This window comes from Bacteroides parvus, from assembly GCF_017309675.2.
Taxonomy (GTDB): Bacteria; Bacteroidota; Bacteroidia; order Bacteroidales; family Bacteroidaceae; genus Bacteroides; species Bacteroides uniformis.
Map to the genome: position 1 here is coordinate 2,976,806 of NZ_CP084680.1, position 26,221 is coordinate 3,003,026.

Annotated in this window: 21 protein-coding genes; 10 read left to right on the forward strand and 11 right to left on the reverse strand. The window is 49.9% G+C overall.

The genetic code is table 11. The features are described from left to right. Positions 1-102: 102 nt before the first annotated feature. The 4 genes from JXR92_RS12075 to JXR92_RS12090 all read left to right on the forward strand — a co-directional run bounded on the left by JXR92_RS12075 (position 103) and on the right by JXR92_RS12090 (position 3,902). Entirely contained in the window at positions 103-225 is a 123-nt protein-coding gene (locus JXR92_RS12075; protein ID WP_226791161.1) for a nucleotidyltransferase domain-containing protein, read from the forward strand. Positions 226-266: 41 nt separating this feature from the next. Further along, a complete protein-coding gene (locus JXR92_RS12080; protein WP_119961895.1) occupies positions 267-1,163 on the forward strand; it encodes an NAD-dependent epimerase/dehydratase family protein in 897 nt (298 codons plus the stop codon). Positions 1,164-1,260: 97 nt separating this feature from the next. Then, a complete protein-coding gene (locus JXR92_RS12085; RefSeq protein WP_131226446.1) occupies positions 1,261-2,211 on the forward strand; it encodes an MraY family glycosyltransferase in 951 nt (316 codons plus the stop codon). A gap of 128 nt (positions 2,212-2,339) precedes the next feature. Beyond that, positions 2,340-3,902, forward strand: coding sequence for an ATP-binding protein (locus tag JXR92_RS12090; protein WP_131226222.1), 1,563 nt, complete (start codon positions 2,340-2,342; stop codon positions 3,900-3,902). Positions 3,903-3,980: 78 nt separating this feature from the next. Here the strand turns inward: JXR92_RS12090 and JXR92_RS12095 are convergent, their stop codons facing one another. The 6 genes from JXR92_RS12095 to JXR92_RS12120 form a co-directional block, all read right to left on the reverse strand. After that, positions 3,981-4,769 carry an N-acetylmuramoyl-L-alanine amidase-like domain-containing protein gene (locus tag JXR92_RS12095; protein WP_117599519.1) on the reverse strand — a complete coding sequence of 263 codons (789 nt, stop codon included), beginning with the start codon at positions 4,767-4,769 and terminating at the stop codon, positions 3,981-3,983. Positions 4,770-4,866: 97 nt separating this feature from the next. After that, on the reverse strand, positions 4,867-8,088 hold the full coding sequence (gene lacZ, locus JXR92_RS12100; RefSeq protein ID WP_131226224.1) for a beta-galactosidase, LacZ type: 3,222 nt from the start codon (positions 8,086-8,088) through the stop codon (positions 4,867-4,869). Between the two features lie 8 nt (positions 8,089-8,096). Further along, positions 8,097-8,984, reverse strand: coding sequence for an alpha/beta hydrolase (locus JXR92_RS12105; protein WP_119961900.1), 888 nt, complete (start codon positions 8,982-8,984; stop codon positions 8,097-8,099). A gap of 18 nt (positions 8,985-9,002) precedes the next feature. After that, entirely contained in the window at positions 9,003-10,994 is a 1,992-nt protein-coding gene (locus JXR92_RS12110; protein WP_119961901.1) for an OPT family oligopeptide transporter, read from the reverse strand. 182 nt (positions 10,995-11,176) lie between these two features. Continuing rightward, complete coding sequence (locus JXR92_RS12115; RefSeq protein ID WP_117599729.1) at positions 11,177-11,572, reverse strand: DUF1573 domain-containing protein; 396 nt, start codon at positions 11,570-11,572, stop codon at positions 11,177-11,179. A 91-nt stretch (positions 11,573-11,663) separates the two neighbouring features. After that, positions 11,664-12,371, reverse strand: coding sequence for a precorrin-2 C(20)-methyltransferase (locus tag JXR92_RS12120; RefSeq protein WP_171030463.1), 708 nt, complete (start codon positions 12,369-12,371; stop codon positions 11,664-11,666). 123 nt (positions 12,372-12,494) lie between these two features. On the opposite strand from JXR92_RS12120, the gene JXR92_RS12125 reads away from it, so the two are divergent. The 6 genes from JXR92_RS12125 (at position 12,495) to JXR92_RS12150 (ending at position 18,836) form a co-directional block, all read left to right on the forward strand. Next, positions 12,495-13,352, forward strand: coding sequence for an AraC family transcriptional regulator (locus JXR92_RS12125; RefSeq protein WP_138346177.1), 858 nt, complete (start codon positions 12,495-12,497; stop codon positions 13,350-13,352). A 90-nt stretch (positions 13,353-13,442) separates the two neighbouring features. Then, the gene (locus JXR92_RS12130; RefSeq protein ID WP_044468336.1) at positions 13,443-14,033 is read left to right on the forward strand and encodes a DUF417 family protein; all 591 of its coding nucleotides are present in this window, start codon (positions 13,443-13,445) and stop codon (positions 14,031-14,033) included. Positions 14,034-14,247: 214 nt separating this feature from the next. Further along, a complete protein-coding gene (locus JXR92_RS12135) occupies positions 14,248-15,417 on the forward strand; it encodes an ABC transporter substrate-binding protein (RefSeq protein ID WP_138346179.1) in 1,170 nt (389 codons plus the stop codon). Then, a complete protein-coding gene (locus JXR92_RS12140) occupies positions 15,417-16,454 on the forward strand; it encodes an iron ABC transporter permease (RefSeq protein ID WP_034529853.1) in 1,038 nt (345 codons plus the stop codon). Before JXR92_RS12135 ends, JXR92_RS12140 begins: the two co-directional genes overlap by 1 nt. Further along, positions 16,447-17,466 carry an ABC transporter ATP-binding protein gene (locus JXR92_RS12145; RefSeq protein ID WP_138346181.1) on the forward strand — a complete coding sequence of 340 codons (1,020 nt, stop codon included), beginning with the start codon at positions 16,447-16,449 and terminating at the stop codon, positions 17,464-17,466. The genes JXR92_RS12140 and JXR92_RS12145 overlap by 8 nt, the downstream gene beginning before the upstream one ends. Further along, positions 17,463-18,836, forward strand: coding sequence for an MATE family efflux transporter (locus JXR92_RS12150; protein ID WP_117599527.1), 1,374 nt, complete (start codon positions 17,463-17,465; stop codon positions 18,834-18,836). The genes JXR92_RS12145 and JXR92_RS12150 overlap by 4 nt, the downstream gene beginning before the upstream one ends. Before the next feature lie 81 nt (positions 18,837-18,917). Here the strand turns inward: JXR92_RS12150 and JXR92_RS12155 are convergent, their stop codons facing one another. From JXR92_RS12155 to cobJ, 5 genes are all read right to left on the reverse strand, one after another. Next, positions 18,918-19,598 (reverse strand): outer membrane beta-barrel protein, encoded by a 681-nt coding sequence (locus tag JXR92_RS12155; protein ID WP_117599528.1) that lies wholly within the window; start codon positions 19,596-19,598, stop codon positions 18,918-18,920. Beyond that, complete coding sequence (cbiD, locus tag JXR92_RS12160) at positions 19,595-21,490, reverse strand: cobalt-precorrin-5B (C(1))-methyltransferase CbiD (RefSeq protein ID WP_119961906.1); 1,896 nt, start codon at positions 21,488-21,490, stop codon at positions 19,595-19,597. Before cbiD ends, JXR92_RS12155 begins: the two co-directional genes overlap by 4 nt. A gap of 32 nt (positions 21,491-21,522) precedes the next feature. Continuing rightward, complete coding sequence (cobM, locus tag JXR92_RS12165; protein WP_022401024.1) at positions 21,523-23,376, reverse strand: precorrin-4 C(11)-methyltransferase; 1,854 nt, start codon at positions 23,374-23,376, stop codon at positions 21,523-21,525. Between the two features lie 11 nt (positions 23,377-23,387). Continuing rightward, complete coding sequence (gene cbiE / locus JXR92_RS12170; protein ID WP_119958191.1) at positions 23,388-24,653, reverse strand: precorrin-6y C5,15-methyltransferase (decarboxylating) subunit CbiE; 1,266 nt, start codon at positions 24,651-24,653, stop codon at positions 23,388-23,390. Positions 24,654-24,752: 99 nt separating this feature from the next. Then, entirely contained in the window at positions 24,753-26,162 is a 1,410-nt protein-coding gene (gene cobJ / locus JXR92_RS12175) for a precorrin-3B C(17)-methyltransferase (RefSeq protein WP_206897463.1), read from the reverse strand. Positions 26,163-26,221: the final 59 nt, after the last annotated feature.

Below are 26,221 nucleotides of genomic sequence, written 5' to 3' on the forward strand. Positions count from 1 at the left end.
GTACTTACGGAAACTTTGTCACCATACTTAACAAAGTTTCTATGAGTCGTCCACATGTCGTATCATTAATATAAAGAAGCATTACATCGTAACTTTCTTGATTTGAAGGTTATTCTTTATGGGAGCGAGGCACGTGGTGATGTACGTTCGGATAGCGACATTGATTTGTTGTTATTAGTTGAGATGGGGAAGGAATTTTGTTATGACTCCGGAACAGCATTTTGATATTACTTTTCTTTTGAGTTAATTTTTTCTATTTAATTTTCATGAAACTTTTATTTACAGGGGCCTCCGGGTTCTTGGGTAACAACGTGCATCCTCTTTTGGAAGCTATATATGAGGTTACTACTGTAGGTCTGTTGCCACAGGATGACTATACCGTGAACATGGCACAGGAGATACCGGAGCTGCGTGAACGGTATGATATCGTTCTTCATGCAGCTGGAAAAGCACATGTGACACCCAAGACGAAAGCAGAGAAACAAGCTTTTTTTGATGTAAATCTGCAAGGTACAAAGAATCTTTGTGCAGCATTGGAAAGAAGAGGGGTTCCCCGAGCTTTTATCTTTATTTCTACAGTAGCCGTATATGGTTGCGAGTATGGAGAAGAGATAACAGAAGAGTATCCTTTGGGTGGGAAAACTCCGTATGCCATGAGCAAACGTCTGGCCGAAGAGTTTTTGCATAAATGGTGCTACAAACACAACGTTATTTTGGGTATTATTCGTCCTTCCTTAATTGCTGGGTGTAATCCTCCGGGAAATTTAGGAGCGATGATTCAAGGCATACGCAATGGAAGATATTTAGGTATTGCCGGAAGTCGTGCGCGGAAGAGTGTGTTGATGGTACAGGATATAGCAAGTCTGGTTCCTTTGTTGGCAGAAAAAGGAGGTGTCTATAATGTATGTGATAGTTACCATCCTTCTTTCAGAGAGTTGGAAGCGGTTATTTGCAAACAGCTGAATAAAAAAATGCCTTTCTCAATACCTTATTGGGCAGCTAAATGTATGGCTTTGGTAGGAGATTGCTTAGGAAAGAAAGCGCCTATCAATTCTTTGAAACTGAAGAAAATCACAGAATCGCTTACTTTCAGTAACGAAAAGGCGATGCGTGAATTGGGATGGAAGCCGACCCGTGTATTGGAAAACTTCAAGATAGAATGAATGTATATTTAGATGTCATATTGATAGGGCTGGGTATTGTATCTTTGGGATTTACATGTATTCAGCTTTGGTTTTACTGGATAATCAAAAACGGATGATGTATTATTGGATGGTCTTGGTTCTGCTGTTTTTGGCAGAACTTTTTTATTTTAGAGTGGCTGATAGGTGCAATATCATCGACAAGCCCAATGAGCGGAGTTCCCATACGAAAGTGACTTTACGCGGTGGTGGGATTATTTTCTATTTCGGGGCGTTTGCCTATTTCCTGACGAGTGGCTTTGAATATCCCTGGTTCCTGCTTGCCTTGACACTGGTGACGTTCATCAGCTTCGTGGACGATATAAAATCCACCGGACAGATGACAAGACTGCTTTTTCATTTCTCTGCTATGGCTATGATGTTTTATCAGTGGGGGCTGTTCTCTTTGTCCTGGTGGTGGATAGTCATAGCCTTGATAGTCTGTACGGGCATCATCAATGCCTACAACTTTATGGATGGCATTAACGGCATAACCGGTGGTTATTCTCTGGTTATTCTTGCTGCGTTGGCCTATATCAATAAGGAGGTGGTTACTTTTGTGGAAGCAGATTTCATCTATACCGTTATCTGTTCCGTTCTAGTTTTCTGTTTCTTCAATTTTCGTAAGAAAGCCAAATGCTTTGCGGGTGATGTGGGGGCGGTGAGCATTGCCTTCATCCTTCTTTTCCTGATAGGCAGGCTCATCATTGAAACGGAAGATTTCAGCTGGATAGTCCTTTTATCCGTTTATGGTGTGGATAGTGTACTGACTATCATTCACCGCCTGATGCTTCATGAGAATATCGGGCTACCGCATCGCAAGCATCTGTATCAGATTATGGCGAATGAGCTGAAGATTCCTCATGTAATGGTTTCTTCTATTTACATGGCGGTGCAGGCAATCATAATCGTAGGATATATAATGTGTTTAGGTTACGGTTATTGGTATTTGACAGGTATAATTCTTTTGCTTTGTTTTTCTTATACCTGCTTTATGAAGAAGTATTTCGGATTGCACCAGTCTACGTGAGTAATACTGAAATGATGATTAGTAAAATAATGAAAGGCGATGGAGACTAAAATCTCCATCGCCTTTCGTCTTATTTTTGAAATATAAATCGTACCTTTGTCATATACCAATCAGGTTATAATAATAACATGGAACAGATGCGTAAACTGCCGATTGGCATACAGACTTTTGAGGAAATACGTAGGGATGGTTATCTCTATGTAGATAAGACGGCTATGGTTTATCAAATTGCAAATGTAGGTAAACCTTATTTCTTGAGCCGTCCCCGTCGTTTTGGCAAGAGTCTGCTTCTTTCTACCTTTGAAGCCTACTTTCAAGGACGCAAGGATCTGTTTCAAGGTTTGGCCATCGAACAGCTGGAAAAGGAATGGGAAGAATACCCGGTTTTGCACTTGGATTTGAATGCCCGGAAATATGAAACTGCTGCTGACCTGACGGCTATGCTTAATCAGTATCTGGAGAAATGGGAGCTGCTCTATGGTCAGGAGAAGAAAGACCGTAATCCGGAAGAGCGTTTTGCTTACGTGATAGAGCGGGCATGCATGCAGACAGGAAAGCAGGTTGTTGTGCTGATTGATGAGTATGACAAGCCATTGCTTCAAGCGGTCTTGGATGAGAACTTGCTGGATGAGTATCGGAAAACATTGAAAGCATTCTACGGTGTCTTGAAGAGCGCTGACCGTTATCTTCGTTTTGTTTTCCTGACCGGAGTGACCAAGTTTGCGCAAGTAAGTGTGTTCAGTGACTTGAACCAGCTGAATGATATCAGCATGAAGTCTCCTTACGCTGCTTTGTGTGGTATTACCAAAGAGGAGTTGGTGAAAACCTTTCTGCCGGAACTTGAGAGACTGGCTAAACGAAGAGGGATATCCTTACAAGAAGTGATTGATTTGATGGAACGTCAATATGATGGTTATCATTTTCATCCGGAAGGTGTAGGAATGTTCAATCCGTTCAGTGTATTGAATGCTTTTGATGCAGAAGAGATGGGATATTATTGGTTTCAGACCGGCACACCTACTTACTTGGTTGACTTGCTGAAGCAGAGTGATTACGATATACGTCTATTGATAGATGGAGTGGAAGTGCTGGCTTCCGCTTTCTCTGAATATCGTGCGGAAACAAATAATCCTCTTCCGATGATTTATCAAAGTGGTTATTTGACCATAAAAGGGTATGATGATGATGTGAAGCTATACACTTTAGGCTTTCCAAATGATGAGGTTCGTTACGGCTTTCTGAATTTTCTGGTTCCTTTTTATACTAAAGTTACTGATGATGAGACTGGTTTCCACATCGCTAAATTCATGCGTGAATTGAAGAGTGGGGATGTGGAGGCGTTTATGGAGCGTCTTAAGATATTCTTCTCCGGTATTCCGTACGAGTTGAGTGATGATACGGAACGTCATTATCAGGTTATTTTTCATGTAGTATTTACTTTGCTGGGACAGTTCATCCGGTCCGAGGTTCGCAGCAGCCGCGGCCGTGCGGACGCGGTAGTTCATACCCCTACCGCTATTTATGTTTTTGAGTTCAAACTGGACGGTACAGCCGACGCAGCTCTGAAGCAAATAGATGAGAAGGGGTATCTGATTCCTTATACCTTGGATGGCAGGAAATTAGTGAAAGTAGGTGTGAACTTCAGTAAAGAAACACGGAATATTGATGAATATATTGTCGTAGAGGAATAGGAACGAACAATCATATATATGGAAAAGGCGATGGAGAATTAATTCTCCATCGCCTTTTCCATATTATAAAATTTCACCTTATTTCTTCATTCTCAGCACCCGTATTCCCGTCCACTTATTATTGTCTTTCAGCATTTGGGACAAGGGGACTTTGGAAACAACCACTTTCTTGTCGGTAGAAGAAGCGTGTACCAACAGGAGTTTGCCATCTGCATAGAAAGCGATTCCCATGTGGGCTACGTCCAGCCCCGGAGTGTTGGTGGTGATGGCTATGATATCGCCGTCTTTAATCCACGGGAGACCATCGGCGGGAAGTTTGGCTTTGGGAAGATAGTGAATTTCCTTGCTGGACAAGGATTGTTCAATCTTCTTCATTTTGGCTATGTTCTCCGGAGAATTTGCCAGCTGCTTGTAGAGTTGGGGGTGGGAAGACATGTAGGAGATGGATAACTGTTCGGTGTCGGGACTCATGGCGCCCGTTACATCCTGAAGGAAGCCGTTGCGTACGCCATTGTTTATCCAGTCGGCAATATAATGCAGGCGGGAAGTGTACCCGTCGATTTTACCGTCACGGTAACGGATTTTTTGCAGGTTATCGGCGAAAGCGCTTTCCGAGATGTCTCCGTCGGCCAATTTGGGGGTGAGTGTCTCTGCCAGCACATATTCCACCAGCGTGGTGCAGTCTACCTCATCGCAGTTGATGACGAGTTCTTCGGGACCATCTGCTTCCAGCGTATGGGCTACGTATGGCACATCCAGATACTTTATTCCATTGCTCAACATATCTTTCCCTCCCTGGGCAGAAACGGAAGTTACCATGGCTGCGGCGCAGAGGGCGCTGAACATAAATTTAGTCATTGTTTTCATTTTTCTCTCTTTTGATTATTATTGTTCTTAAACGTAAAAAGGATGCAGCAAATTTACTACATCCTTTTTATAAAAGCTTAATCCGGAGGGATTAAATTCAATATTGCTGGATTAAATATTTATAATCCTCCTTTTTATCGAACGGAACAAGGGAGAAACCGTATTCAATGGCATTCTCTTTGCCCGGACGAATCAGATAGGGTTCATGGGCGGTTGCGCCCCAACTGTCGTCTCCACCGACACCCATCATGCGGTAGTCAATGAACAAATCAACCATCTTTTCCGGCAGAGGATCGGTGAGGTGGCGATGATGGGTCTTTTCGGTACGCGGAGCACCGTTATCAATCGTGTCGCCGCTATCCATGCTCTCCAGGGGATAGTTGGAGGCGTTCAGTTCGAAGGTGCGGTCGGCGATGAGTAGCAAGCCACGTTGCGTCTTATCGGTAAGGGCGCACCAATAGATGTCTGTGCGATGGTTGTTCTCTTGCGGGCGGACGTAAGGCTCGTACATATCCTTGAGCGGGATAGTATACTCTCCAATAAACTGGGAGGTACGGCGGTCTCGGTAGTTTTCCTTCGGACCGCGACCGTAGTAGGTCAAGTCTGTAAAGATCTTTTGCAACTGCATCCGCAGGCCTACACGCGGTATCATCGAAGCCTGGTCTCCTTCGGCCACGAAGCGGTTGTCTACCTTGATAACTCCGTTGGCATATATCTTATAGGTGATGTCCCAACGGGCATCTGTCTGCGGAAAATGATAGGTCACCTTTACTGTCGTGGCATTGCTGCCCGGAGTCACTTGGAAACTTTCGGCTTTTGGTTCTTGATAGCTTGCCTCTTTCCAGGCTTTGAGGCGGACGGGGAGGTTGGCTCCATAATCATTGTCCGTCGGTGCACGCCAGAAGAATGGGCGGGGACCTTGACCGTTCAGTATGTACTCGTGCTTCTTGTACAAATAGGAGGTGAGTAGGCCGCTTTGCTTGTCGAAGGTGGCTTTGAAGTCGGGACCGAAGAACGCCACCAAATTTCCTTCTTCCTTAGAAGTGGCGGGCTTCTGTGCCGTAGCCTCTTTCTTGTAGAAGGTATGGACGTAGGTCTGTTCGCGTGCAATGACCGTGCCGGCCGGGAGGAAAGGTTCTGCCGTCTTGATGGCTGCATAGAACTCGATGCGTACATCTCCCGTTGTCTGTTTCTCTTTGGGTATGCCGTTCAGAAAGCCGGTGGTTACTGTCTTGCCCGGTGCAGCATGGATATTTTCAATCTTGCCACGGTAGACTTCCTTTCCATGGTCGCGGATGATGTAGTAGAAGTCGTACTTGTCGAGATTGGTGAAAGAGAAATCATTGCGGATTTTCACGGTGGAAGTTTGCTTGTCGAAGTCGAGGAACTTGATGTTCTGGTAGACCTTCCCCATCTCTTCCGTCTGCGGTTTGACACTGCGGTCGGGGTATACCACGCCGTTGATGCAGAAATTGCCGTCGGAGGGAGTGCCGTTCTCGCCATAATCGCCGCCATAGGTCCAGTATTTACGGCCGTCGTCTGTCTTGGCGGCAAAGCCTTGGTCTACCCAGTCCCAGATACAGCCGCCCTGGAGGATGGGATATTTTTCGATGATATCCCAGTAGTCCTGGAAGTTGCCGAGACTGTTGCCCATGGCATGGGCATACTCGCAAAGAATGAGGGGACGCGTCATCTCCTTGTTCCGGGCATACTTCTCCAGATAGGAAGGGGGAGCATACATCGGGCAGTAGATGTCCGTATTCCATTCCAACAGTGCACGTTCATACTGGATGGGACGGCTGTCGAGTGTCTTCAAGGTGTTGTAAGTGACGTAGAAATTCAATCCGTTCCCGGCTTCGTTGCCCAGCGACCAGATGATGACTGACGGATGGTTCTTGTCCCGCTCGTACATATTCATGGTGCGGTCGAGATGGGCATTCATGAAGAGCGGATTGTTTCCCAGCGTACCGCCTACCCGCAAGTCGTAACCCATGCCGTGACTTTCGATATTGGCTTCGTCGATGACGTAGATACCATATTCATCGCAGAGTTCGTAGAAACGTTCCTGCTGGGGATAGTGGCAAGTGCGTACGGTATTGACATTGTATCTCTTCCAAAGCTCGAAATCTTTCTTCATCAGTTCTTCGGAGACATAGTGACCGGTATTCTCGTTGTGTTCGTGATAGTTCACGCCTTTCACGAGGATAGGTTGTCCGTTTACCAACAGTTGCTTGTCCTTGATTTCCACTGTACGGAAACCTACTTTGCAGCTTGTCGCTTCAATCACATCTCCGTTCGGGCGCTTCAAGCTGACGACGAGGGTATAGAGGTTGGGCGTTTCGGCTGTCCATTGCAGGGGTTCCTGGATGGTCTTCTTGGTGAATTCCACTTCCGTTTGGTCACCGCTGACCTGAGTAGAGGACTGGGCTATCTGCTGGTCGTTCTTGTCCAGCAGGCGGTAACCAACGACAAATGGGGCGTTTTGTCCGCTTTCATTGGTAAACTGCACCTTTACCTTGAGGATACCGTTCCGGTAGTTGTCGTCCAGAGGAGCTTCCACCTTGAAGTCTGTGAGATGGATTTGAGGCTGGGCATATAAGTAAATGTCCCGTTCGATACCACTGATGCGCCAGAAGTCCTGGCATTCCAGATAGTTGGCATCGGAAAAGCGGTGTATCTGAATGGCAATGACATTCTTCCCTTTCTTGGCAATGGCGCTGACGTTGAAACGCGCCGGAGTCTTTGCATCTTTACTCATGCCTACAAACTTGCCGTTAAGGTAGTAGAAGGCTGCCCCGCGTACACCGTCGGCACTCAGGAAAATCTCCTTATCGTCCCAGTCTCCCGGAAGGGTGAACTCGCGGCGATAGGTGCCGGTGGGATTCCATTCCTTGGGAACGTACGGAGGGTTGGGCTTGTCCCAATAAGGAGGATAGCCCGAAGAACAGAACTCATAGGGATGGTTCACGTAGATGGGCGTGCCGAATCCTTGCAACTCCCAGTTTCCGGGTACATTGATGTCCGGCCAGCGGCTGGCGTCCACACGGTCCATCATGAAGTCCGTGGGGCGGTCGGCGAAGGTTTCCACATAATGGAATTTCCATTTCCCGTTAAGGGACAAGCGGAAGGTTCCGTTCTTGCGGTCATTGATGACGGCATCGGCCTCCGTGACGTAGGAGGTGAACGTGCTGCGGGCAGGCTCCCGGTTGATGCTTGTCAGCTTGGGGTTGGTAATCTCTTCGTAGCGATTGTTCTCCTGAGCAGTCAGGGCAAAGGGAAAAGCTGCGAGGCAAGTGAGTAAAAAATACTTTTTATTCATAATTGCTTTTATTTCTTTGTGGTAGGTTCAGAGACCGGGAATACGAGCCCTTCACGCAACCACTTCTCCAGTTCTTCCGTCCATTGACGCTTGTAGGTGAAGTTGTCCCGGAATCCCCAGCCATGTCCGCCGGTAGGGTAGGCATGCAGGCTGGCAGGCACTTTGTGGTCACGCAAGGCGAGGAAATAGCCAATGCCGTTGATGGGTGGCACTGCGTCGTCGTCCGAAGAAAGCATGATAAAAGCCTGCGGAGTGCGTGGGGACACTTGTCTTTCGAGGGAGTATTTTTGTTCCAGCTCCTGAGATGGATTTTCTCCGATAAGGTTCTGGCGGGAACCTCCATGGGTAACGCCTTTCTGCATGGAAATCACCGGATAGAACAAGATCTGGAAGTCGGGACGGGTTTTGTCACTGCTGTATAGTGTGGCAAGCGAAGCTGCCAGATGGCCGCCGGCAGAAGCGCCCATGATGCCTACGCGCTGAGGATTGACACCCCATTCAGCGGCATGTTTGCGTACCATGCGGATGGCTTGTTCGGCATCGGAAAGGGGCACTTCATGGTGCCCGTTGGGCATACGGTATTTCAGTACTGCATAGGTGATGCCTTGTGTGTTGAACCAGGGAGCCATGTCGTGTCCCTCGTGCTTCATGGCCAGCCCTCCGTAGCCACCTCCCGGACACATGATGATGGCCATGCCGTTGGGGTGGGAGGCAGGATACACCGTAAGGGTAGGGGTGGTGACATCGGACACCCATTCGTTGTTATGGTTCTGTCCGGAATTGGTCAGTTCGTTGTTATTGGGGGCACCGTTGGGCCATAGGGGCAGCTCAACGGGCTTTTGTGCAGATAACATGGTCGTTGCAAATAGAAAAGATAAAAGTAGAATCTTTTTCATGTTCTTGGTATTTAAAGGTTATTTGGTTTTCATGGAAGCTTTGATGAGGTAGAATATCAGAATGGCATAAGCACCCAGCGCCAGCACTTCAGACCAAGTGTTTTGCAACCATGCATCGTTCACGAGGTTGATTCCTCCGAAGCGCATGGCGGCGCTTACCACGCCCATCAATGCACCGCCGGCAATGAAACCGGAGGCAAGCAGTGTGCCTTTTTCCCCGCGTTCGGCATTGAGAGCGGCATCCTTGCTGCGGCTGGTCACGTACCAGTTGACGGCACCGCCTACTACCAACGGGACATTCAGTTCCAATGGGATGAACATACCCAATGCAAATGCCAGTGCGGGAATCTTGCAGAAGTTGAGGATGACGGCCAGCACTGCACCGATGCCGTAGAGCAGCCAAGGAGCACCCACACCGTTCATCAGAGGTTCGATAACGGCTGCCATGGCATTGGCCTGCGGAGCAGCCAGTTGTCCGCTGGTGAAACCGTATGTCTTGTTCAGGATAATCATTACACCACCTACGGTAGCGGCAGAAACGATGGTTCCGAGGAACTTCCAGGTCTCCTGCTTGGCAGGCGTGCTACCCAGCCAGTAACCGATTTTCAAGTCTGTGATGAAGCCTCCCGCCATGGACAGTGCCGTACATACAACACCACCCATCACCAGTGCCGCAACCATTCCTCCGGGACCTTTCAACCCTACGGCTACCATGACTACGGATGCCAGAATCAATGTCATCAGCGTCATTCCGGATACGGGATTTGTGCCCACAATCGCAATGGCATTGGCTGCCACGGTAGTGAACAGGAAAGCGATACCTGCTACCAGCAGGATGGCTACAATGGTATGTGTCAGGTCACCTTGCATCACATCGAAGTAGAAGAACAGAACAACCAGCAGCAATGTGATGATGGAGCCGATGGCGATAATCTTCATGGAGATGTCCCGTTGCGTGCGCTTCACGCTGGCCTCTACATTGGATTTACCGCCCATTTCCTTGGCAGCCAGCCCTACGGCGCTCTTAATGATGCCCCAGGACTTGATAATGCCGATGATACCTGCCATGGCTATACCACCGATACCGATGCTCTTGGCATAGTATTTGAAAATATCTTCCGGAGCCATAGCGCCTACGGTTGCTGTGATTTCGGGGTTCCATTGGTTCAGTACGGAGTCTCCCCAAATCATGGACATACCGGGGATGATAATCCACCATACGGCCAGCGAACCGGCACAGATGATGGACGCGTATTTCAGTCCCACGATATAACCCAGACCGAGCACAGCAGCACCCGTATTAACCTTGAATACCAGCTTGGCTTTCTCGGCCAGCATTTCGCCGAGGCCGCATACGCGGGTAGTGAAATTCTCGTTCCACCAGCCGAAGGTTGCCACGATGAAGTCGTATAGACCACCGATGATACCTGCCATGAGTAATGGTTTTGCCTGGCTGCCGCCCTTTTCACCGGAGACGAGCACTTGTGTGGTGGCTGTTGCTTCGGGGAAGGGATACTTGCCGTGCATGTCGCTCACGAAATATTTACGGAAGGGGATAAGGAAGAGAATACCCAGCACACCTCCCAGCAGAGAGCTGATAAAGACTTGTGCAAAGGTAACAGTGATTTCTTTCGGATAGGTTTCCTGAAGGATATAAAGCGCCGGAAGGGTGAAGATGGCACCTGCCACGATGACGCCAGAACTGGCACCGATAGACTGGATAATGACGTTTTCGCCCAATGCGTTCTTGCGTTTGGCGGCACCTGATACGCCGACGGCAATGATGGCGATGGGGATGGCGGCTTCGAATACTTGCCCCACCTTTAGCCCCAGATAGGCGGCTGCGGCCGAAAAGAGAATGGCCATCAGAATACCCCATGTCACCGACCAGGCATTTACTTCTGAATACTTCTTGTCCGGGCTCATCAGAGGGTTGTACACTTCTCCCGGTTTCAGTTCACGGAACGCATTTTCCGGCAAGCCGGTAATAGGTTCTTCTTCTTGTTTCATAGGTTTTGTAGTTTTATGTTTTTCTTTAATAGACTTCAAAGATAGTGCAAACCGAATGCTGGATAAAATGAGCAAGCTCATTATTATTCTGCTGAGGTGCAGCCTATCTTCGCATTTTAGGCAAAGAAAGCAAAAAAAAAGGAGATTTAAAAAAATCTCCTTAATTCTGTATGGTAAAATGCTTATTTGGCATCTTTAGCGGTCATGTCCCCTTCGATAAACAATCGCATGATTTCCGTTTTGGCATTGGTGCGCAGGGTGATGGATTTCTTGAAGTGTCCGGGGTATCTTCCGGTTCCATTATAGGTTACTTTCACTGTTCCTGTCTTTCCCGGTGCTATCGGTTCTTGTGAATATTCGGGAACGGTACATCCGCAGGAAGCTACAGCTTGATGGATGACAAGCGGAGCATCGCCTACGTTCGTAAACTTAAAGGTGTAGCTGACTACCGGACTGTTTTCGGAGAATGTGCCGAAGTTGTGGGTGGTCTGTTCGAATTTGATGTCTGCCTTTCCTTGTGCATAGGCATAACCGATGCTCATAACCAGCATCATCATATAAAAAACGACTTTCTTCATGTTCTTATCTTTTTTATATTTCAACGGCGCAAAGGTAACCCATTTTCATTAAAATAATGCCTATGGTGTGCGAAATTGTATTAAATCGGGCTCAAAAGGCCTCTGGGCGAATGATAAGCAGGGAAAAATAGGGGAAGCGGATGGCCGCTATCCGCTTGCTGTCATTGATATACTTCTCTTCCGGAGTGCCAACATTCTCAAAATAGTGATACCGGTATTCGGGATGCAGGCGGATGCAGCGGTGAATCTCATCGGTGCATCTGGACAGCTTCATGATGACAACCGCACTGTTTTCGCTTGTCAGTCTTTCTATCTCTTCTGTCGTGACGATGCCGGGTATCACCGTCAGCCGTTCTTCCTGGCTGGCTACATGGAGCCCGCCCAATGCGCCGGCGGCAATGAAGGCGGGGATACCGGGGATGTGCTTCACGGGGATGCCGTCTGCCTGCAATTTGTCATATACATAGTGTATGGAAGAGTAGAATCCGGCATCTCCTTCGGCAACGATACAGACCTTCTTTCCTTGTTGCCGGAGGGTGGAGCTCTCCATATAGACCTCGTCGTAGGCGCTCAGGGCTTTTTCGCGCTGTTTGCTCATGGGGAGTGGAAAGCGGTGCACCGTGTTTTCCGGAATGTCGAGTTGCAATAGGATGTCGGCTGCGCGTGAAACTCTGTTTCCATCTTTGGCCAGTGTCTCGGGACAGAATATACAGTCGGCTGTCTGCAGGGCTTTCAAGCCTTTTACGGTAATCAGTTCCGGTTCGCCGGGACCGAGAGATACAAATATGACGGGGAACATTTGCATGAAGACATTAAAGGTTAAAAATTAAAGAACAGCAAAACGGCTACAAAAGTGGGGAAATAATCAGTAGCAAACAAGATATTCGCTATCTTTGTTATTTACTAAAACAATCTGTTTTTTATGGATTATCAACTGAACACCCGCTTGAATGGCAACATAGCCATGACTTCCAGCTACCATGAGCGTGCGTCGCTGCAACGTGACAAGACTCTGTATAAATTCATTTGGGTACAGAGCGGTACGCTCACTCTGGAAATAGACCATATCTCCATGCGCTTGGAAAAGGACGAAATCGTGACCTTGACCCCGTTGCATCACCTGGAGGTAAAAGAGGTGGACGGTGAATACCTGACGTTTGTATTCAACAGCAATTTTTATTGCATCTATGGACATGACAACGAGGTCTCTTGCAACGGATTCCTTTTTTATGGCTCTTCCAAGGTGATGAGACTGGCGCTTTCTGCCGGGCAGTCTTCCAACCTGCATGACATAGTCCGCATTTTCCGGCAGGAATCGGTCATTCATGACAATCTGCAGGAGGAGATGCTGCGCATTGTCTTGAAACGTTTCATCATTACCTGCACACGCATTGCGCGCCAGCTTTTCGGGGTGGGGCAGGAGAAGGAAAAGACGTTTGACATCATCCGACAGTATTATGTGCTGGTGGACCGGTATTTCAAGGAGAAGAAGCAGGTGCAGGATTATGCCGATATTCTTTGCCGTTCTCCCAAGACACTTTCCAATCTGTTCTCGGCCTGCGGGTTGCCTTCCCCGTTGCGGGTGATTCATGAGCGCATTGAGGCGGAAGCCATGAGACTGCTGTTGTATACCCGCAAGAGCGCCAAAGAAATCAGCTCCATTCTGGGCTTTGAAGACTTGCCCGCGTTCAGCCGTTTTTTCAAGAAAATGACCGGCGAGAGTGTCTCGGACTACCGGAAAAGAGTGAAACGGGAAGAATTGCCAACTGTTGCGGAATAATTGCCATTTCGTACGTGGTGGAAAACAAGGAACTTTGCAAAAACAAAAATCAAGTCATATTACTGAAACCATTTAAAAAGTAGAACAAAGATGAAAACGAAATTGCAAAACTTGTTTATGGCTGCGTTGACGCTGGCCGCTTCCACTCAAAAGTTGGGTGTTAATTTGATTCGTGTAGCCATCCTGGTTATTTTCGTATGGATTGGTGGGTTGAAATTCTGGAATTATGAGGCTGAAGGGATTGTCCCTTTTGTGGCGAACAGCCCGTTCATGAGCTTCTTTTATACAAAGAGTGCCCCGGAGTACAAGGAGTATAAGCTGAAAGAGGGCGAGTTCAATGAGGCGAAACATCAGTGGCACGTGGAGAACAATACGTATGGTTTCTCCCACGGTCTGGGCATTCTGATTATGGCCATCGGCATCCTGACATTTCTGGGGATATTCTCTCCGAAAATCGGACTGGCGGGAGCCGCACTTGCCATTGTCATGACGATGGGTACCCTCTCTTTCCTGGTGACAACTCCTGAGGTGTGGGTGCCCGACTTGGGAAGCGGGGAGCACGGCTTTCCGTTGCTGACGGGGGCAGGGCGCTTGGTCATCAAGGATACGGCCATTCTTGCCGGTGCCATTGTCGTACTGTCTGACAGTGCAAAAAGAGTATTGAACCAATTAAGGAAATAGACGTATGAAACCGGAAGCACGCAAGAAGGGATTGAATATAAGAGGCAACAAACTGCCGGTCTTTACACATCCCAGCATGAGTGAAGCACTGAATGACCTGATGGGCTTTTAAAGATTATTTAGGCACAATATCCGTCAATTTGCAGGAAGAGCATTTGCGTATCTCCCCAAAAATGACGAATATTGTGCCCGAATTCTATAAACCCTGATAATCATGACCCGGATATCTGCCATAGGCATTGCACTGCTGTGCGCTTTATGCGTAACCTCTTGCAGTTCAAAATCAAAACAGACTTCTACAGCATCCTCTTCAGAAAAGAGTCATTTGCCAGTTGCGGCAGATACGGCGGCTGCCATTGTCCCGCTTTATGCTAAAGGCTATACGGTGAAGTACTTGCCGGACCATGTCCGCCTAGTGGATATACACGACCCTCAGAAAGAAAATGGCAACACCTTTCATTACGCACTGGTACCGAAAGGCATAAAACCCGCCGGTGTACCAGATGATTATACGGTGATAGAAACGCCGGTGGAGCACGTCATGTGTATGACATCTCTGCAACTTTCCAACTTCATCCGTCTGGATGCCTGCGATTGTGTGGTGGGTATCACCAGTACGCGCCATCTCTTCAACAAGGAGATGAACGACCGTTTGAAGTCCGGCGAGACTGTGAAGATTGGTATCGAAGGGAACTTTGATAATGAAGTGATAATGAGCATGAATCCGGATGTTATCTTTATCTCTCCTTTCAAGCGGGGCGGGTATGATGCCATGCGGGAAATAGGCATCCCACTGGTTCCCCATTTGGGGTACAAGGAGATGACCCCGTTGGGGCAGGCCGAATGGATAAAATTCATCGGCATGTTCATTGGCCGGGAAGTGGAGGCGAATGAAAAGTTTGCTGCGATAGAGAAGCGCTATAACGAATTGAAGGAACTGGCTGCCAATGTGAAGAAGCGTCCGGTGGTATTCAGCGGCGAGATACGGGGGGGCAACTGGTATGCAGTGGGAGGAAAGAGCTTTCTTGCCGAACTGTTCCGTGATGCCGGTGCGGATTATTTCTTGAAAGACGACCCCCGTTCGGGAGGTGTTACGCTGGACTTTGAAACCGTATACAGCCAGGCAGAGAGTGCCGACTACTGGCGCATTGTCAACAGCTACGACGGGACATTCACGTATGATGCCTTGAAGTCCCTCGACCCGCGTTATGCCGACTTCCGTGCGTTCCGTGAGAAGGGAGTGGTATACTGCAACATGCGTGAGAAACCCTTCTACGAAAGTATGCCCATGCAGCCCGAAATTGTATTGGAAGACCTGATACATGCTTTCCATCCCGATTTGTTGCCCGACTATAAACCGACTTACTACGAACTGCTGAAATGATAAAAAGACCCGTACTTCCGTTGATGTTGCTGACACTGGCATCTATCTTTCTTTTTTTCCTGCTGAACCTGCTTTTGGGGTCGGTTCACATTCCTCTGCGCTCCGTGTGGAATATATTGTGGGGAAATACGGATGAATCCGTTATTTGGCAGAATATCATCTGGAAGTCCCGCGTGCCCCAGGCGTTGACGGCATTGGTGGCGGGAGCAGGGCTGTCGGTCAGCGGTCTGCAGATGCAGACGGTGTTCCGCAATCCGCTGGCAGGGCCTTCGGTATTGGGCATCAGTTCAGGTGCCAGCCTGGGTGTGGCTTGTGTGGTGTTGCTGTCCGGGGCGATGGGCGGTGTGGCGTTGAGCCGTTTGGGGTATATGGGCGAGGTTGCCTTGTCGGTTGCCGCCATTATCGGTGCGCTGGCTGTGATGGCACTCATTGTCTACGTCTCCCAGAAGGTGAAGGGTAACGTGACGCTGCTGATAATCGGTGTGATGATAGGCTATGTGGCAAGTGCCGTCATCGGCGTATTGAAATATTTCAGTGTGGAGGAAGATATACGTGCATATGTCATTTGGGGATTGGGTAGCTTTGCCCGTGTCTCGGGCGACCAGATGGTGCTGTTTGTCTGCATCATGGCTGTGCTGCTTCCGTTGTCCTTCCTGCTGATAAAGACGATGAATCTGTTGCTGCTGGGCGATGGCTATGCACGCAATCTGGGACTGAACATCAAGCGGGCACGTCTGCTGGTTATTTCATGCTCCGGTGTGCTGGTGGCGATTGTAACGGCCTATTGCGGTCCGATAATGTTTATCGGATTGGCGGTTCCTCATTTGTGTCGTGCCATCTTCCACTCTTCGGACCATCGGGTGCTGATGCCTGCCACATTGCTGGTAGGCGCTTCCCTGGCATTGGTCTGCAATCTGATAGCCCGTATGCCCGGCTTCGAGGGAGCTTTGCCGGTAAACTCGGTGACGGCACTGGTAGGTGCGCCGGTAGTGGCTTCTGTACTTTTTAGAAAACGGAAAGGAGAATTGAATGAATAAGGAAACCATACATATAGAGAATCTTTCCATCGGTTACCCCGGTAAGGGGGATGTGAAAGTGGTGGCAGACGGCATTTGCGCCGGAATCAACAGTGGTGAGCTGACTTGCTTGTTGGGAGCTAATGGAGTGGGGAAGTCCACGCTGCTCCGTACGTTGTCCGCCTTCCAGTCAAAACTTGGAGGAAACATATTTATTGAAGGAAAAGAGATAGGGGACTATACCGACAAGCAGCTTTCGCGCGTCATCAGTGTGGTGCTGACAGAGAAGTGCGATATACGCAATATGTCCGTCGTAGAACTGATAGGTCTGGGGCGCAGCCCCTACACCGGTTTCTGGGGAACTCTTTCGAAAGAGGACAAGACTGTGGTGGACAAATCCATCGCCCTGGTAGGCATTCCCCATCTGGCACACCGCATGGTGCATACGCTGAGTGACGGTGAACGGCAGAAGGTGATGATAGCCAAGGCGCTCGCCCAGGAAACTCCCGTCATCTATCTGGATGAACCGACAGCTTTCCTCGATTTTCCCAGTAAAGTAGAGATGATGCAACTGCTTCACCAGCTCAGCCGGCAAATGGACAAGACGATTTTCCTTTCTACCCATGACCTGGAACTGGCCCTGCAGATAGCGGACAAAATATGGCTGATGGACAAGGCGAACGGAGTGACCATCGGCACGCCCGAAGACCTATCGCTAAACGGCAGCTTGAGCAATTTCTTTGCCCGTAAGGGTATTGCCTTTGATTTGGAAACGGGACTGTTCAGGGTAGCCAATGAATATACCTCCCAGATACGCTTGGCGGGTCACGGACAGAAGTATGCCATGGTGCGCAAGGCATTCCAGAGAAACGGGATTCTGGCAAACCGGAATGTTGAATCGGAGATCTATATCGAAACCGGAGATTTGAAGGGAGACGGCAGCTTCGTGTTCCATCGGCCGGGTAAGGAGCCGGTAACGGTGTACTCCATTGAGGAATTGCTTCAAATAGTTTTGTCATTCCATTCACTATGATACATCATTCTACAAAAGATAATTATGTCCACTTGACGACGGCTCCGGTCCCCCGGCTGATTACGTCATTGGCTGTGCCAACCATCATCAGCATGCTGGTGACGTCCTTCTACAACATGGCAGATACCTATTTTGTGGGTAAAATAAATACCCAGTCTACGGCTGCCGTAGGTATCGTGTTTTCTGTGATGTCCATTATCCAGGCTGTGGGATTTTTCTTCGGTCATGGTTCGGGGAACTACATCTCCCGTAAGTTAGGGGCGCAGGAAACGGTGGATGCCGAGAAGATGGCATCCACCGGCTTCTTTTTTGCCTTGTTTGTCGGGGCGGTTCTGGCTGTGTTGGGATTGCTGTTCCTTACACCGCTTTCCCTTGCTTTGGGGTCAACGCATACCATTCTTCCGTATACGGAGCGCTATTTGGAAATCATTCTGCTGGGGACTCCTTTTATGACCGCCTCATTGGTGCTGAATAACCAAATACGTTTTCAAGGTAATGCGGCGTATGCCATGGTGGGGATTGTGAGTGGAGCGGTCATTAACGTGGTGCTCGATCCTATCCTGATTTTTGTATGCGATATGGGCATATCCGGTGCCGCACTTGCCACGGTAATCAGCCAGATATGCAGTTTCATCCTTCTTTTATGTATGGGGCGCAGAGGAGGGAATATACGTATACGTTACAGAAACTTTACGCCTACACTGGCTTTCATTAAGGAAATTATCGGGGGTGGAACTCCGTCACTCACCCGCCAGGGACTGGCAAGCGTGGCAACCATTTTGCTGAACGTGGCGGCCGGTGCGTATGGTGACGCAGCTATTGCAGGGATGTCCATTGTGACGCGTATCTCTATGTTCATCAATGCTTTCCTGATTGGTTTCGGACAAGGCTTCCAACCGGTATGCGGATTCAATTATGGTGCCGGGCTGTATGCTAGAGTGCGCCAGGGATTCTGGTTCTGTGTGAAGGTAGGCTTTTTCTTTTTGTTGGTTTGTGCGGTGGCAGGTATGGGATATGCCGAGGAGATTGTCTCTATCTTCCGCAAGGGAGACCCTGCTGTTGTAGCTACCGGTGCGGCAGCATTGCGCTGGCAGTTCATCACTTATCCGTTGGGTGCATGGATTGTGGTCAGCAACATGATGCTGCAGACGATCCGCAAGCCCGTACGCGCTACGATACTTTCCTCTGCCCGTCAAGGGCTGTTCTTCATCCCCCTCATCTTCATTCTTCCTTATTTCTTAGGACTGAAAGGGGTGGAAATGTGCCAGGCGGCGTCGGACATGCTGACCTTCTTCCTCGCCATTCCATTGACCTGCGGGGTGCTGGCGGAGATGAAGAGGAAGGAGGCGGAACAACTGCAACAGCGGTAGTCTTGAGTATCTTATTCAATGCTTACGGGACTATCAGTTGCCGCTTTACTTTATCGAGGGGAGCTGCATGGTATTCGATGCCTACGGATACCAGAACCGGTACCCCAGCGTGAAGAATGCGGCGAAGTTCTTGGGGAAATATCCTCCTTCTTCCGAATAGTCTATCATCTGGTTTATCTGCTCATTGATTTTTACCAGTCCCACCTGCATCTCTGTACCGATGATGAATCTTCTGTATTCAAAAGTAAGTCCCAGGGCAATACCTGCATCGAAACGGTTGTTACCCATTTTCCCGTCTACCATGCTGCCGAAAGTGTCTATCTTGAACTGGTATCCTCCCTGCATACTACTGCTGCTATAATCGTAGGTCTCGCCGGAGGTCTTGCCTGCCACGCCTATGGCCGCATAAGGGCCGACGCTCAGCGAGGCATGATAATCCCTGCCCAGATGGAGGCGGGCCCCTATCATGAGGGGGATTTGCAGATACAGTTCATGCATTTTGGCCTTGCCGATTTGGCTTATCTCGTCTTTACCGCCGATGGACACGAACTCCAATGCGGATTGCAGCACCAAGGTCTTGTTGAGGACATATTCTGCACCGACACCAGCTTTGTAAGCTATTTGGGTGTCACTGCTGGAGTGTTTCCCATGAAAATGGGAGGTACCGATTCCAGCTTTTGCATGAAAGGACAGCGGGCTTTGTGCCAGACCGGTCAGTACGGTCATTGCCATACAGACGGTAATGATTATCTTCTTCTTCATGAGTAAATTTTTCCGTTTTCGGTTATGAGTAATACTGTTAGTTCGCCATTGGGCAGCAAGGGGGTACAGTGCCGGTGACAGAGCTCAATCAGTGCCTTGCCAAACTTTTCCAGCAGCTCTTCGGGAATGATGTCCCAGAGTTCGCGGGCCAGGTTCATCTGTCCGATGGCGGCAAGCGTTTCTTCGCTGCATCCCGTCTGGCGTGCCAGGTCTTGGATGAATTCCTTGTTCATGGTCACTTTCTTGCTGTGGGTATCCAGATTGCCTTCGGCCAGTTTCACGGCCTTTCCCATCATCACGCCGAGGGTGACGTGCGGTACTTGCTCTTCGGCTGCTATTTTCAAGGTTTCGCCGATAAAGTTGCCGTAATGTACGAAAGCCTGGGCAGGGAGGTCGGGATAATACGCCTTGATGAAACGTTCGCTCTTTGCGCCGGAGCTGATGACGATACGAGGGCTCCGGGTCGCCTTTGCCACTTCCATGGACTTCCGGATGGAATTGACGAAGGCTTCCGAGGAGAATGGCTTCACGATGCCGGAGGTCCCGATAATGGAAATGCCTCCTTCGATACCGAGGCGGGGATTGAAGGTGCGTTTGGCTATCTCTTCTCCACCGGGGATGGAGATGGTAATGAGAATAGGACTGGGCTGTTTGGCAATATGGAGGCGTTCAAGACATAGCTTGACGTTCTTCTTTATCATTTCGCGTGGGGTGTCGTTGATGGCAGAGCTACCGAGCTCAAGTCCCAAACCGGGCATGGTGACGACACCTACGCCTTCGCCGCCGCAGACGATGATGTTGTAGTCATCCTGGGGAGTGTCTTCCGGCAGCGGGTCGTCTGTGCGGAAAGGTACGGCTATATTGGCCACAACTTTCATCCCGTTGGTGATGTCCGGGTCGTCGCCGGCATCCTTGATGACGGTAGCGCTTGTCTCGAACATGCCGTCACCGTTTTCCAGAAGGTCGGAGTGGGGAATATGGTGCTGAGGCTCTACGGGAACCTGGATGGTTTCTCCGTTGGGAAGAACTACCGGAAATTCCGTAGGACGCTTTTTGAAGTAGATATTGAATACATCCCAGGTGGCGGCTACGGCGGCAGCGGCGGCACATGTTCCGGTGGTCAGTCCGCTGCGCAGGGGGAAGAAGTCGGGTAAATGTTTCTCGATTATGCGGCGCAGGCCATGCTCGCCGTTTACACAGATAAACTTGTCGGATGTCTTGGGGCGGCAGATGGCAAAGATGCGTATACCCAGTTGCCGGGCAGCTTCCACCTTTTCGCAGAATCCGCCCGATATCCCGCTTTCTTTGAGGAGGATGGCTTCGGGATGAAGCTGTTTCATCAGGACTTGCTCGTCTTCTCCGGGCGTGTAGTAGTAGAGGTTCTTCTCGGAGAAACCTTGTTCCCGGGCGAGCTTGCGCGAGCTGTCACGGTCGAGGATGCGGAAGTAACAGCAGGCATTCTGCCACAAAGGCTTCAGCTTACCTATGGTCTGTACGCCGGTCAGTGCAAGTAAGATGAAAATCTTTTCTTTCTGTATCTTCTCGATGGCATCGTCATAATCCCTGCACCAGGTGATGTGTTCTTCATCGCGTTTCGGGAAGATACGCTCGAAACGGATGACGGGGATATTCGATTCCACGGAGACTTGTTCCAGAGTCTCATGCAGCTGTGTGGCAAAGGGGTGCGCGGCGTCTATCAGCAGCTTTATGTGATGCTGTGCACAGAATGTTTCTATTTCTATTGCATCCATCGCGCCTTGCAGGCGGATGCCATTATGCAGAAGTACGTCCTGCTCATCCCCTTTGGTAGAATAGTAGAAAGTTTTTCCGGCTTCTTCAAGGGTTTGGATGGCTATGCGTCCTTCGGTGGTTCCGCCAAATATTAATATCATGTTTGAATGTTTATGGGTGATTAATCGTTGATTTATTTCCGGTACAGATGTTTGAACTCGTGTGCATAGAGCCGTGACAGACCTTCACGGTTGCCGATGGCTTCGCCTACGACAATCATGGTTGTCAAGGTGAGGTTATTTTCCTTCACTATTCTGGCAAGGTCTTTGAGTTCCCCCCTGAATATTTGTTCGTCTTTCCATGTCAAGTGGTAGCAGACAGCTACGGGGGTAGTTTCCGGATATTCCTGCAACAGTTCTTCCTGCACCTGCTTCGCAATGCTTGCACTGAGGAAGATGCACATGGTACTTTGTGAGCGTGCCATGAGATGTAGCTTTTCGCGTTCGGGCATGGGCGTACGTCCTTCGCCGCGTGTTAGGATGATGCTTTGCACTTTTTCCGGAATGGTGAACTGCGACTTCAAGGCAGCTGCCGCCGCCTGGAAGGAGGATATGCCGGGGGTGATGTGGTAGCTCATACCGTGCTGGTCAAAGTAGTTCATTTGTTCCTGAATGGCACCATAGATACAAGGGTCACCCGTATGCAGGCGTACGATGAATTTTCCCTTGTCATAGAACTTCTTCATCACTTCAAATTGTTCTTCCAAATCCATGGAAGCGGAGCTGAGTACGGTAGCCCCGGCCTTGGCACAGAGAGTCAGCTCCCTGGGAACGAGACTGCCGGCATACAGAATGAGGTCGGCGCGTTCCAGCATTTGGCGTCCGCGTACGGAAACCAGGTCCGGGTCGCCCGGGCCGGCACCCACTATTTCGATGTGGCCCTGGCGCACAGTTCTTATGTCAAGGGCGGCGGCCACGGTATAGTTCTCTCCTTTCTTCTTGGGCACCAGCAGCCGGGAGTTGTTTGCACTCAGTAAGGCGGCGGCTTCGCTGACGCTGGGGGTACCCATGTGCTTCATGACGGTTTTGCTGGGATGGGGCACCTCTATCTCTGTCAGTTCTTCGGCTGTATAGAAGTAGACCGGGAACTTCTTTTGGAGCGCTTTCACTACCGGTTCGTCACTTTTGGCTTTAATCGTGGAGATGGAGGCGATGCTTTGGGGCATGATGCCGTATTCCTTCAGTGTGTTCATAATCTCTTTCTCCACTTTCCGCACGGGACCTGCCAGCCGGGCAAGGCCGATGCCGAGGTGTACGACACAGGGCACGTAGCATATCATAGGCATTTCCGGGAAGTTGGGGACTTGGGGAGATACGCACAGAATCAGTTTGAAGCGTGAAGGTTTAATGTCCTGCACCCGGTAGAATACTTCTACATGAGGCGGCAGGTGCGCCTCCATCCAGTCCGTGCCTTCATTGCGCACCGTGAGCAGCAGGGCGGTGGGCTTGCCGGAAACGAAGAGGCTGATATGCTCGTTCATGCATACTCTTTTTTTCTCTTCGGGCGTCTTGGCAAGTTCTGCCAACAGGAGGGTGGAGGGCTCGGCGTTGATGACCGGAAACCACCCGAAACGTTGGGGCAGGGTATCGAGTCCCCATAGACCGGTGCAGTCGCTTTGCGTGGTGACTACCGGTTCGGCCCCGAGGATATTCGCTACCTGGTGGGTCAGTTCGTTGGCTCCTCCGATGTGTCCGGAAAGTACGGAGATGGCAAATTTACCGGTACTGTCCACGCAAACCACGGCAGGGTCGGTATATTTGTTCTTCACGCAAGGAGCGATGGTGCGGACACAGATTCCCATGGCGCCAATGAAGACAAAGGCATCATAGCGGTTGAAGTTTTCCGCTGTGAATTTGCCGGCGGATTCTATATGTGTGCATCCCTCTTCGTGCCTGAGGGTGAAGATTTCGGAGTCGGGAAGTTCGTTGAGCAGTGATTGGGCTATGCTCAAACCGGCTTCGGAGATTAGAATAATAGCTGTTTTCATAATGGGTATGTTTAAGAAAGCGTGGCTTTCATAATTTCAATGGGGTTATATTCGTTCAAGGCGATATGGGTGGAAGGGTGGAGCACCATTCCGTTCCGCTCGATTCCTCGGCAGAACGCCTCCTTGCTTTCTGCCGATACGGAGTTGAAGACGATGCAGCCTTCGGGGTGCAGCACTTGTTTCACTTTCTCTATCATTTCCTCCAGATGTCCGCCGTGTCCACCGATGAAGACGGCATCGGGGCGGGCAAAGGGAGTGAGGTCGGTGTGCAGGAAATCTCCGGTTACCGCCGTAATGCCCGGTGCGCCGAAGCGGCGGGAGTTGGTGTCCATCAGCTCTTTTCCTTCGGGGCGTATCTCGAAGGAGATGACGGCGAGATGAGGAAATTGCAGGCGGGCTTCGATGGAGACGGAACCGGTACAGAAACCGATGTCCCAGAAGACGCGGCGGCGGTTCAGTTCCAATGCCTGCAGGGTGAGCAGGCGGATGGGAGCCTTGGTTATCATGCGGGCGCGTCCGTCAAGATGTGCAAACTCTTCATCGGGGATGCCGAAGGGACGGACTGGAAAGTCTGGGGCTTCGCTACCGTGCAGGGAGTTTGTGCGGCATTGTCCGAGATGGCTGTCCAGCAGCAAGCAGTTGGGATGTTCGAAGTCACCGGAAACCGCTTCCCGGGGTGTCATCCGGCGTATGCGTTCCTTTTCGGGATTGCCGAGATGCTCGCCGATGTATAGTGTGTAGTGGGAGTACCCGTATTCCAGCATGCGGGCGGCAATGGTGACCGGGGTATGTTCGCGGTCGGTGAGGATGCCTATTTTGGGTACATGCTCTATGAGGGCACGGTCGAACTCCTGCCACGGGCGTCCTGTCAGGGAGACGGTGCGCATGTCGTCATACGGCATGACGAGGCGGTGTGCCAATGTCTGCAAGGAATTGAAAGCGGGATAGAGCAGAATGTCTGCCTCGGGAAGCTTACGCTTTATGGTATTGGCAAAACCGAAGAATAACGGGTCGCCGGACGCGAATACAATGATGGAGTCGTCCGTAGCCGTCTCTTCGAAGCGGGTAAATATTTCTTCATAATGGGAAAAGACGTGGTCCAGCGGTACGGTGATGGAAATCCATTCGGCCCCGGCAGGCAGCAGAGGACCGACAATCTCCTTATGCCGTATGCCGCCGGAGAAGACCTTCCCCTTCCGTATCTGTGCCAGTGCTTCCGGTGGAAAGAAGGGGGAACGGTTGTCATCCATTCCTATGATTATAAATCTGTGTTTCATTCAATGAGTAATCTTATGAAAATATCAAGTAATGTAAGGGGGCATAACAAGTAATGTTATCGGTCGTAACAAGTAATGTTATGGAATGTCTTTTTTCACTTACACATCCCTGCCCGGGCGCAACTGCTCCGCATCGTTGTAGCACAGCACGGAGTTCACCAGCGTGGCAGCTAAGTTACTGCCTCCCTTACGTCCTTCTACGATAATCTTGGGTATTTCCGTAAAGGGTTTCACCATGTGTTTGGACTCCTGCACATGCACAAAGCCTACCGGTGCGGCAACAATGCCCGCCGGATGTGCCTTGCCCTTACGTATCAGGTCGCAGAGTTCCATAAGTGCCGTAGGTGCATTGCCGAATACAAAGAAAGCATCGGGATGCTCCTCCACAGCCAGGCGGATGCCTGCCTGGGTACGGGTGATGCCTTTCTCTGCAGCCATCGTCGCCGTGCGCGGGTCGCCGAGGTAACATTTCACCTCTATGCCCAGCCGCTGCAAAGCTCCTTTGCGGATACCGCTGGCTGCCATCGTGACGTCTGTGACAATCGTCTTGATTCCGCCTTTCTCGATGACTTGATACAAGGAAGCCACGGCACCTTCGTCCGTATGCAGCAGATGCTCCATTTCAAAATCGGCGGTGGTATGTATGGCATGGAGTAAAGCCCATTTATGGTCGAGGGGAATATGCTTGTTCTTCAGTTCCTTTTCGATGGTACGGAAACTACGAATCATGATGTCTTGCCCGATGCCCGTGGCTTCGGTATTCGTGTCCCGGTAATAGCCGCGCGGAGTGATGAAGGCTCCGTTCCATTCGTAGGACTGTGAGTTGCCTATCAATACGACTGTAAACATATCCACCTCTTCGGGATTGAAATCTCCCAGCGTGGTGATGTGTACCGCTTGTTCCGGGCGTCCTGCTTGGCGTACATATCCCACGGGTGTTTCCGGTGAGCGTCCTTCCTGCAGAAAGAGTTCTTTCAAGCGGTAAAGCTGCCAGTAGCGTCCTTCACTTTTGGGGTTGTAGACTGCCGTCACGAAGTCGGCGGCAGCGGCTGCGGTGATACGTCTTTCGATACGTTCCCAGGGAGTCATCAGGTCTGAAAGGGAGATGACACAGAAGTCATGTCCTACGGGAGCTCCCAGCAGTGAGGCTGCCTTTTGGAAAGCGCTGATGCCCGGCAGCGAGACGATTTCCACGTCGCTGTTCCTTTCCCGCTTCATCTCGTAGATAAGCGGCGTCATACCATAGATGCCCGCATCCCCGGAGCTGATGACGCAGACCGTCTTTCCCTGCTCCGCCAGCTCGAAAGCCTGCTCGGCACGGGCGCGTTCACGCTTCATGCCGGTATCTATGCATGCTGTTGAGGGGTGGAGATAAGGGATTACAAATTGGAAATAATACTTATATCCCACCACTACATCTGATTCTTGCAAAGCGGAAATTACGGCGGGAGTCATATCCGATTCATTGCCCGGTCCGATGCCGGCAACAATTATTTTGGGGTGTTTCATATCCATATGTTCTATTGGCATACAAAGATAGAACTTATATTTGATGAAACCGAAAAAAC

Excerpts from the sequence above, each read along its gene's own strand:
- JXR92_RS12130 (WP_044468336.1), top strand. The coding sequence starts at position 13,443 with ATGAAAACGAAATTGCAAAACTTGTTTATGGCTGCGTTGACGCTGGCC.
- JXR92_RS12135 (WP_138346179.1), top strand. The coding sequence starts at position 14,248 with ATGACCCGGATATCTGCCATAGGCATTGCACTGCTGTGCGCTTTATGC.
- JXR92_RS12120 (WP_171030463.1), bottom strand. The coding sequence starts at position 12,371 with ATGTTCCCCGTCATATTTGTATCTCTCGGTCCCGGCGAACCGGAACTG.
- JXR92_RS12145 (WP_138346181.1), top strand. The coding sequence starts at position 16,447 with ATGAATAAGGAAACCATACATATAGAGAATCTTTCCATCGGTTACCCC.
- JXR92_RS12095 (WP_117599519.1), bottom strand. The coding sequence starts at position 4,769 with ATGAAAACAATGACTAAATTTATGTTCAGCGCCCTCTGCGCCGCAGCC.
- JXR92_RS12115 (WP_117599729.1), bottom strand. The coding sequence starts at position 11,572 with ATGAAGAAAGTCGTTTTTTATATGATGATGCTGGTTATGAGCATCGGT.
- JXR92_RS12125 (WP_138346177.1), top strand. The coding sequence starts at position 12,495 with ATGGATTATCAACTGAACACCCGCTTGAATGGCAACATAGCCATGACT.
- JXR92_RS12080 (WP_119961895.1), top strand. The coding sequence starts at position 267 with ATGAAACTTTTATTTACAGGGGCCTCCGGGTTCTTGGGTAACAACGTG.
- JXR92_RS12085 (WP_131226446.1), top strand. The coding sequence starts at position 1,261 with ATGTATTATTGGATGGTCTTGGTTCTGCTGTTTTTGGCAGAACTTTTT.
- JXR92_RS12090 (WP_131226222.1), top strand. The coding sequence starts at position 2,340 with ATGGAACAGATGCGTAAACTGCCGATTGGCATACAGACTTTTGAGGAA.
- JXR92_RS12155 (WP_117599528.1), bottom strand. The coding sequence starts at position 19,598 with ATGAAGAAGAAGATAATCATTACCGTCTGTATGGCAATGACCGTACTG.
- cbiE (WP_119958191.1), bottom strand. The coding sequence starts at position 24,653 with ATGAAACACAGATTTATAATCATAGGAATGGATGACAACCGTTCCCCC.
- JXR92_RS12105 (WP_119961900.1), bottom strand. The coding sequence starts at position 8,984 with ATGAAAAAGATTCTACTTTTATCTTTTCTATTTGCAACGACCATGTTA.
- cbiD (WP_119961906.1), bottom strand. The coding sequence starts at position 21,490 with ATGATATTAATATTTGGCGGAACCACCGAAGGACGCATAGCCATCCAA.
- JXR92_RS12110 (WP_119961901.1), bottom strand. The coding sequence starts at position 10,994 with ATGAAACAAGAAGAAGAACCTATTACCGGCTTGCCGGAAAATGCGTTC.
- lacZ (WP_131226224.1), bottom strand. The coding sequence starts at position 8,088 with ATGAATAAAAAGTATTTTTTACTCACTTGCCTCGCAGCTTTTCCCTTT.
- cobJ (WP_206897463.1), bottom strand. The coding sequence starts at position 26,162 with ATGAAACACCCCAAAATAATTGTTGCCGGCATCGGACCGGGCAATGAA.
- cobM (WP_022401024.1), bottom strand. The coding sequence starts at position 23,376 with ATGAAAACAGCTATTATTCTAATCTCCGAAGCCGGTTTGAGCATAGCC.
- JXR92_RS12150 (WP_117599527.1), top strand. The coding sequence starts at position 17,463 with ATGATACATCATTCTACAAAAGATAATTATGTCCACTTGACGACGGCT.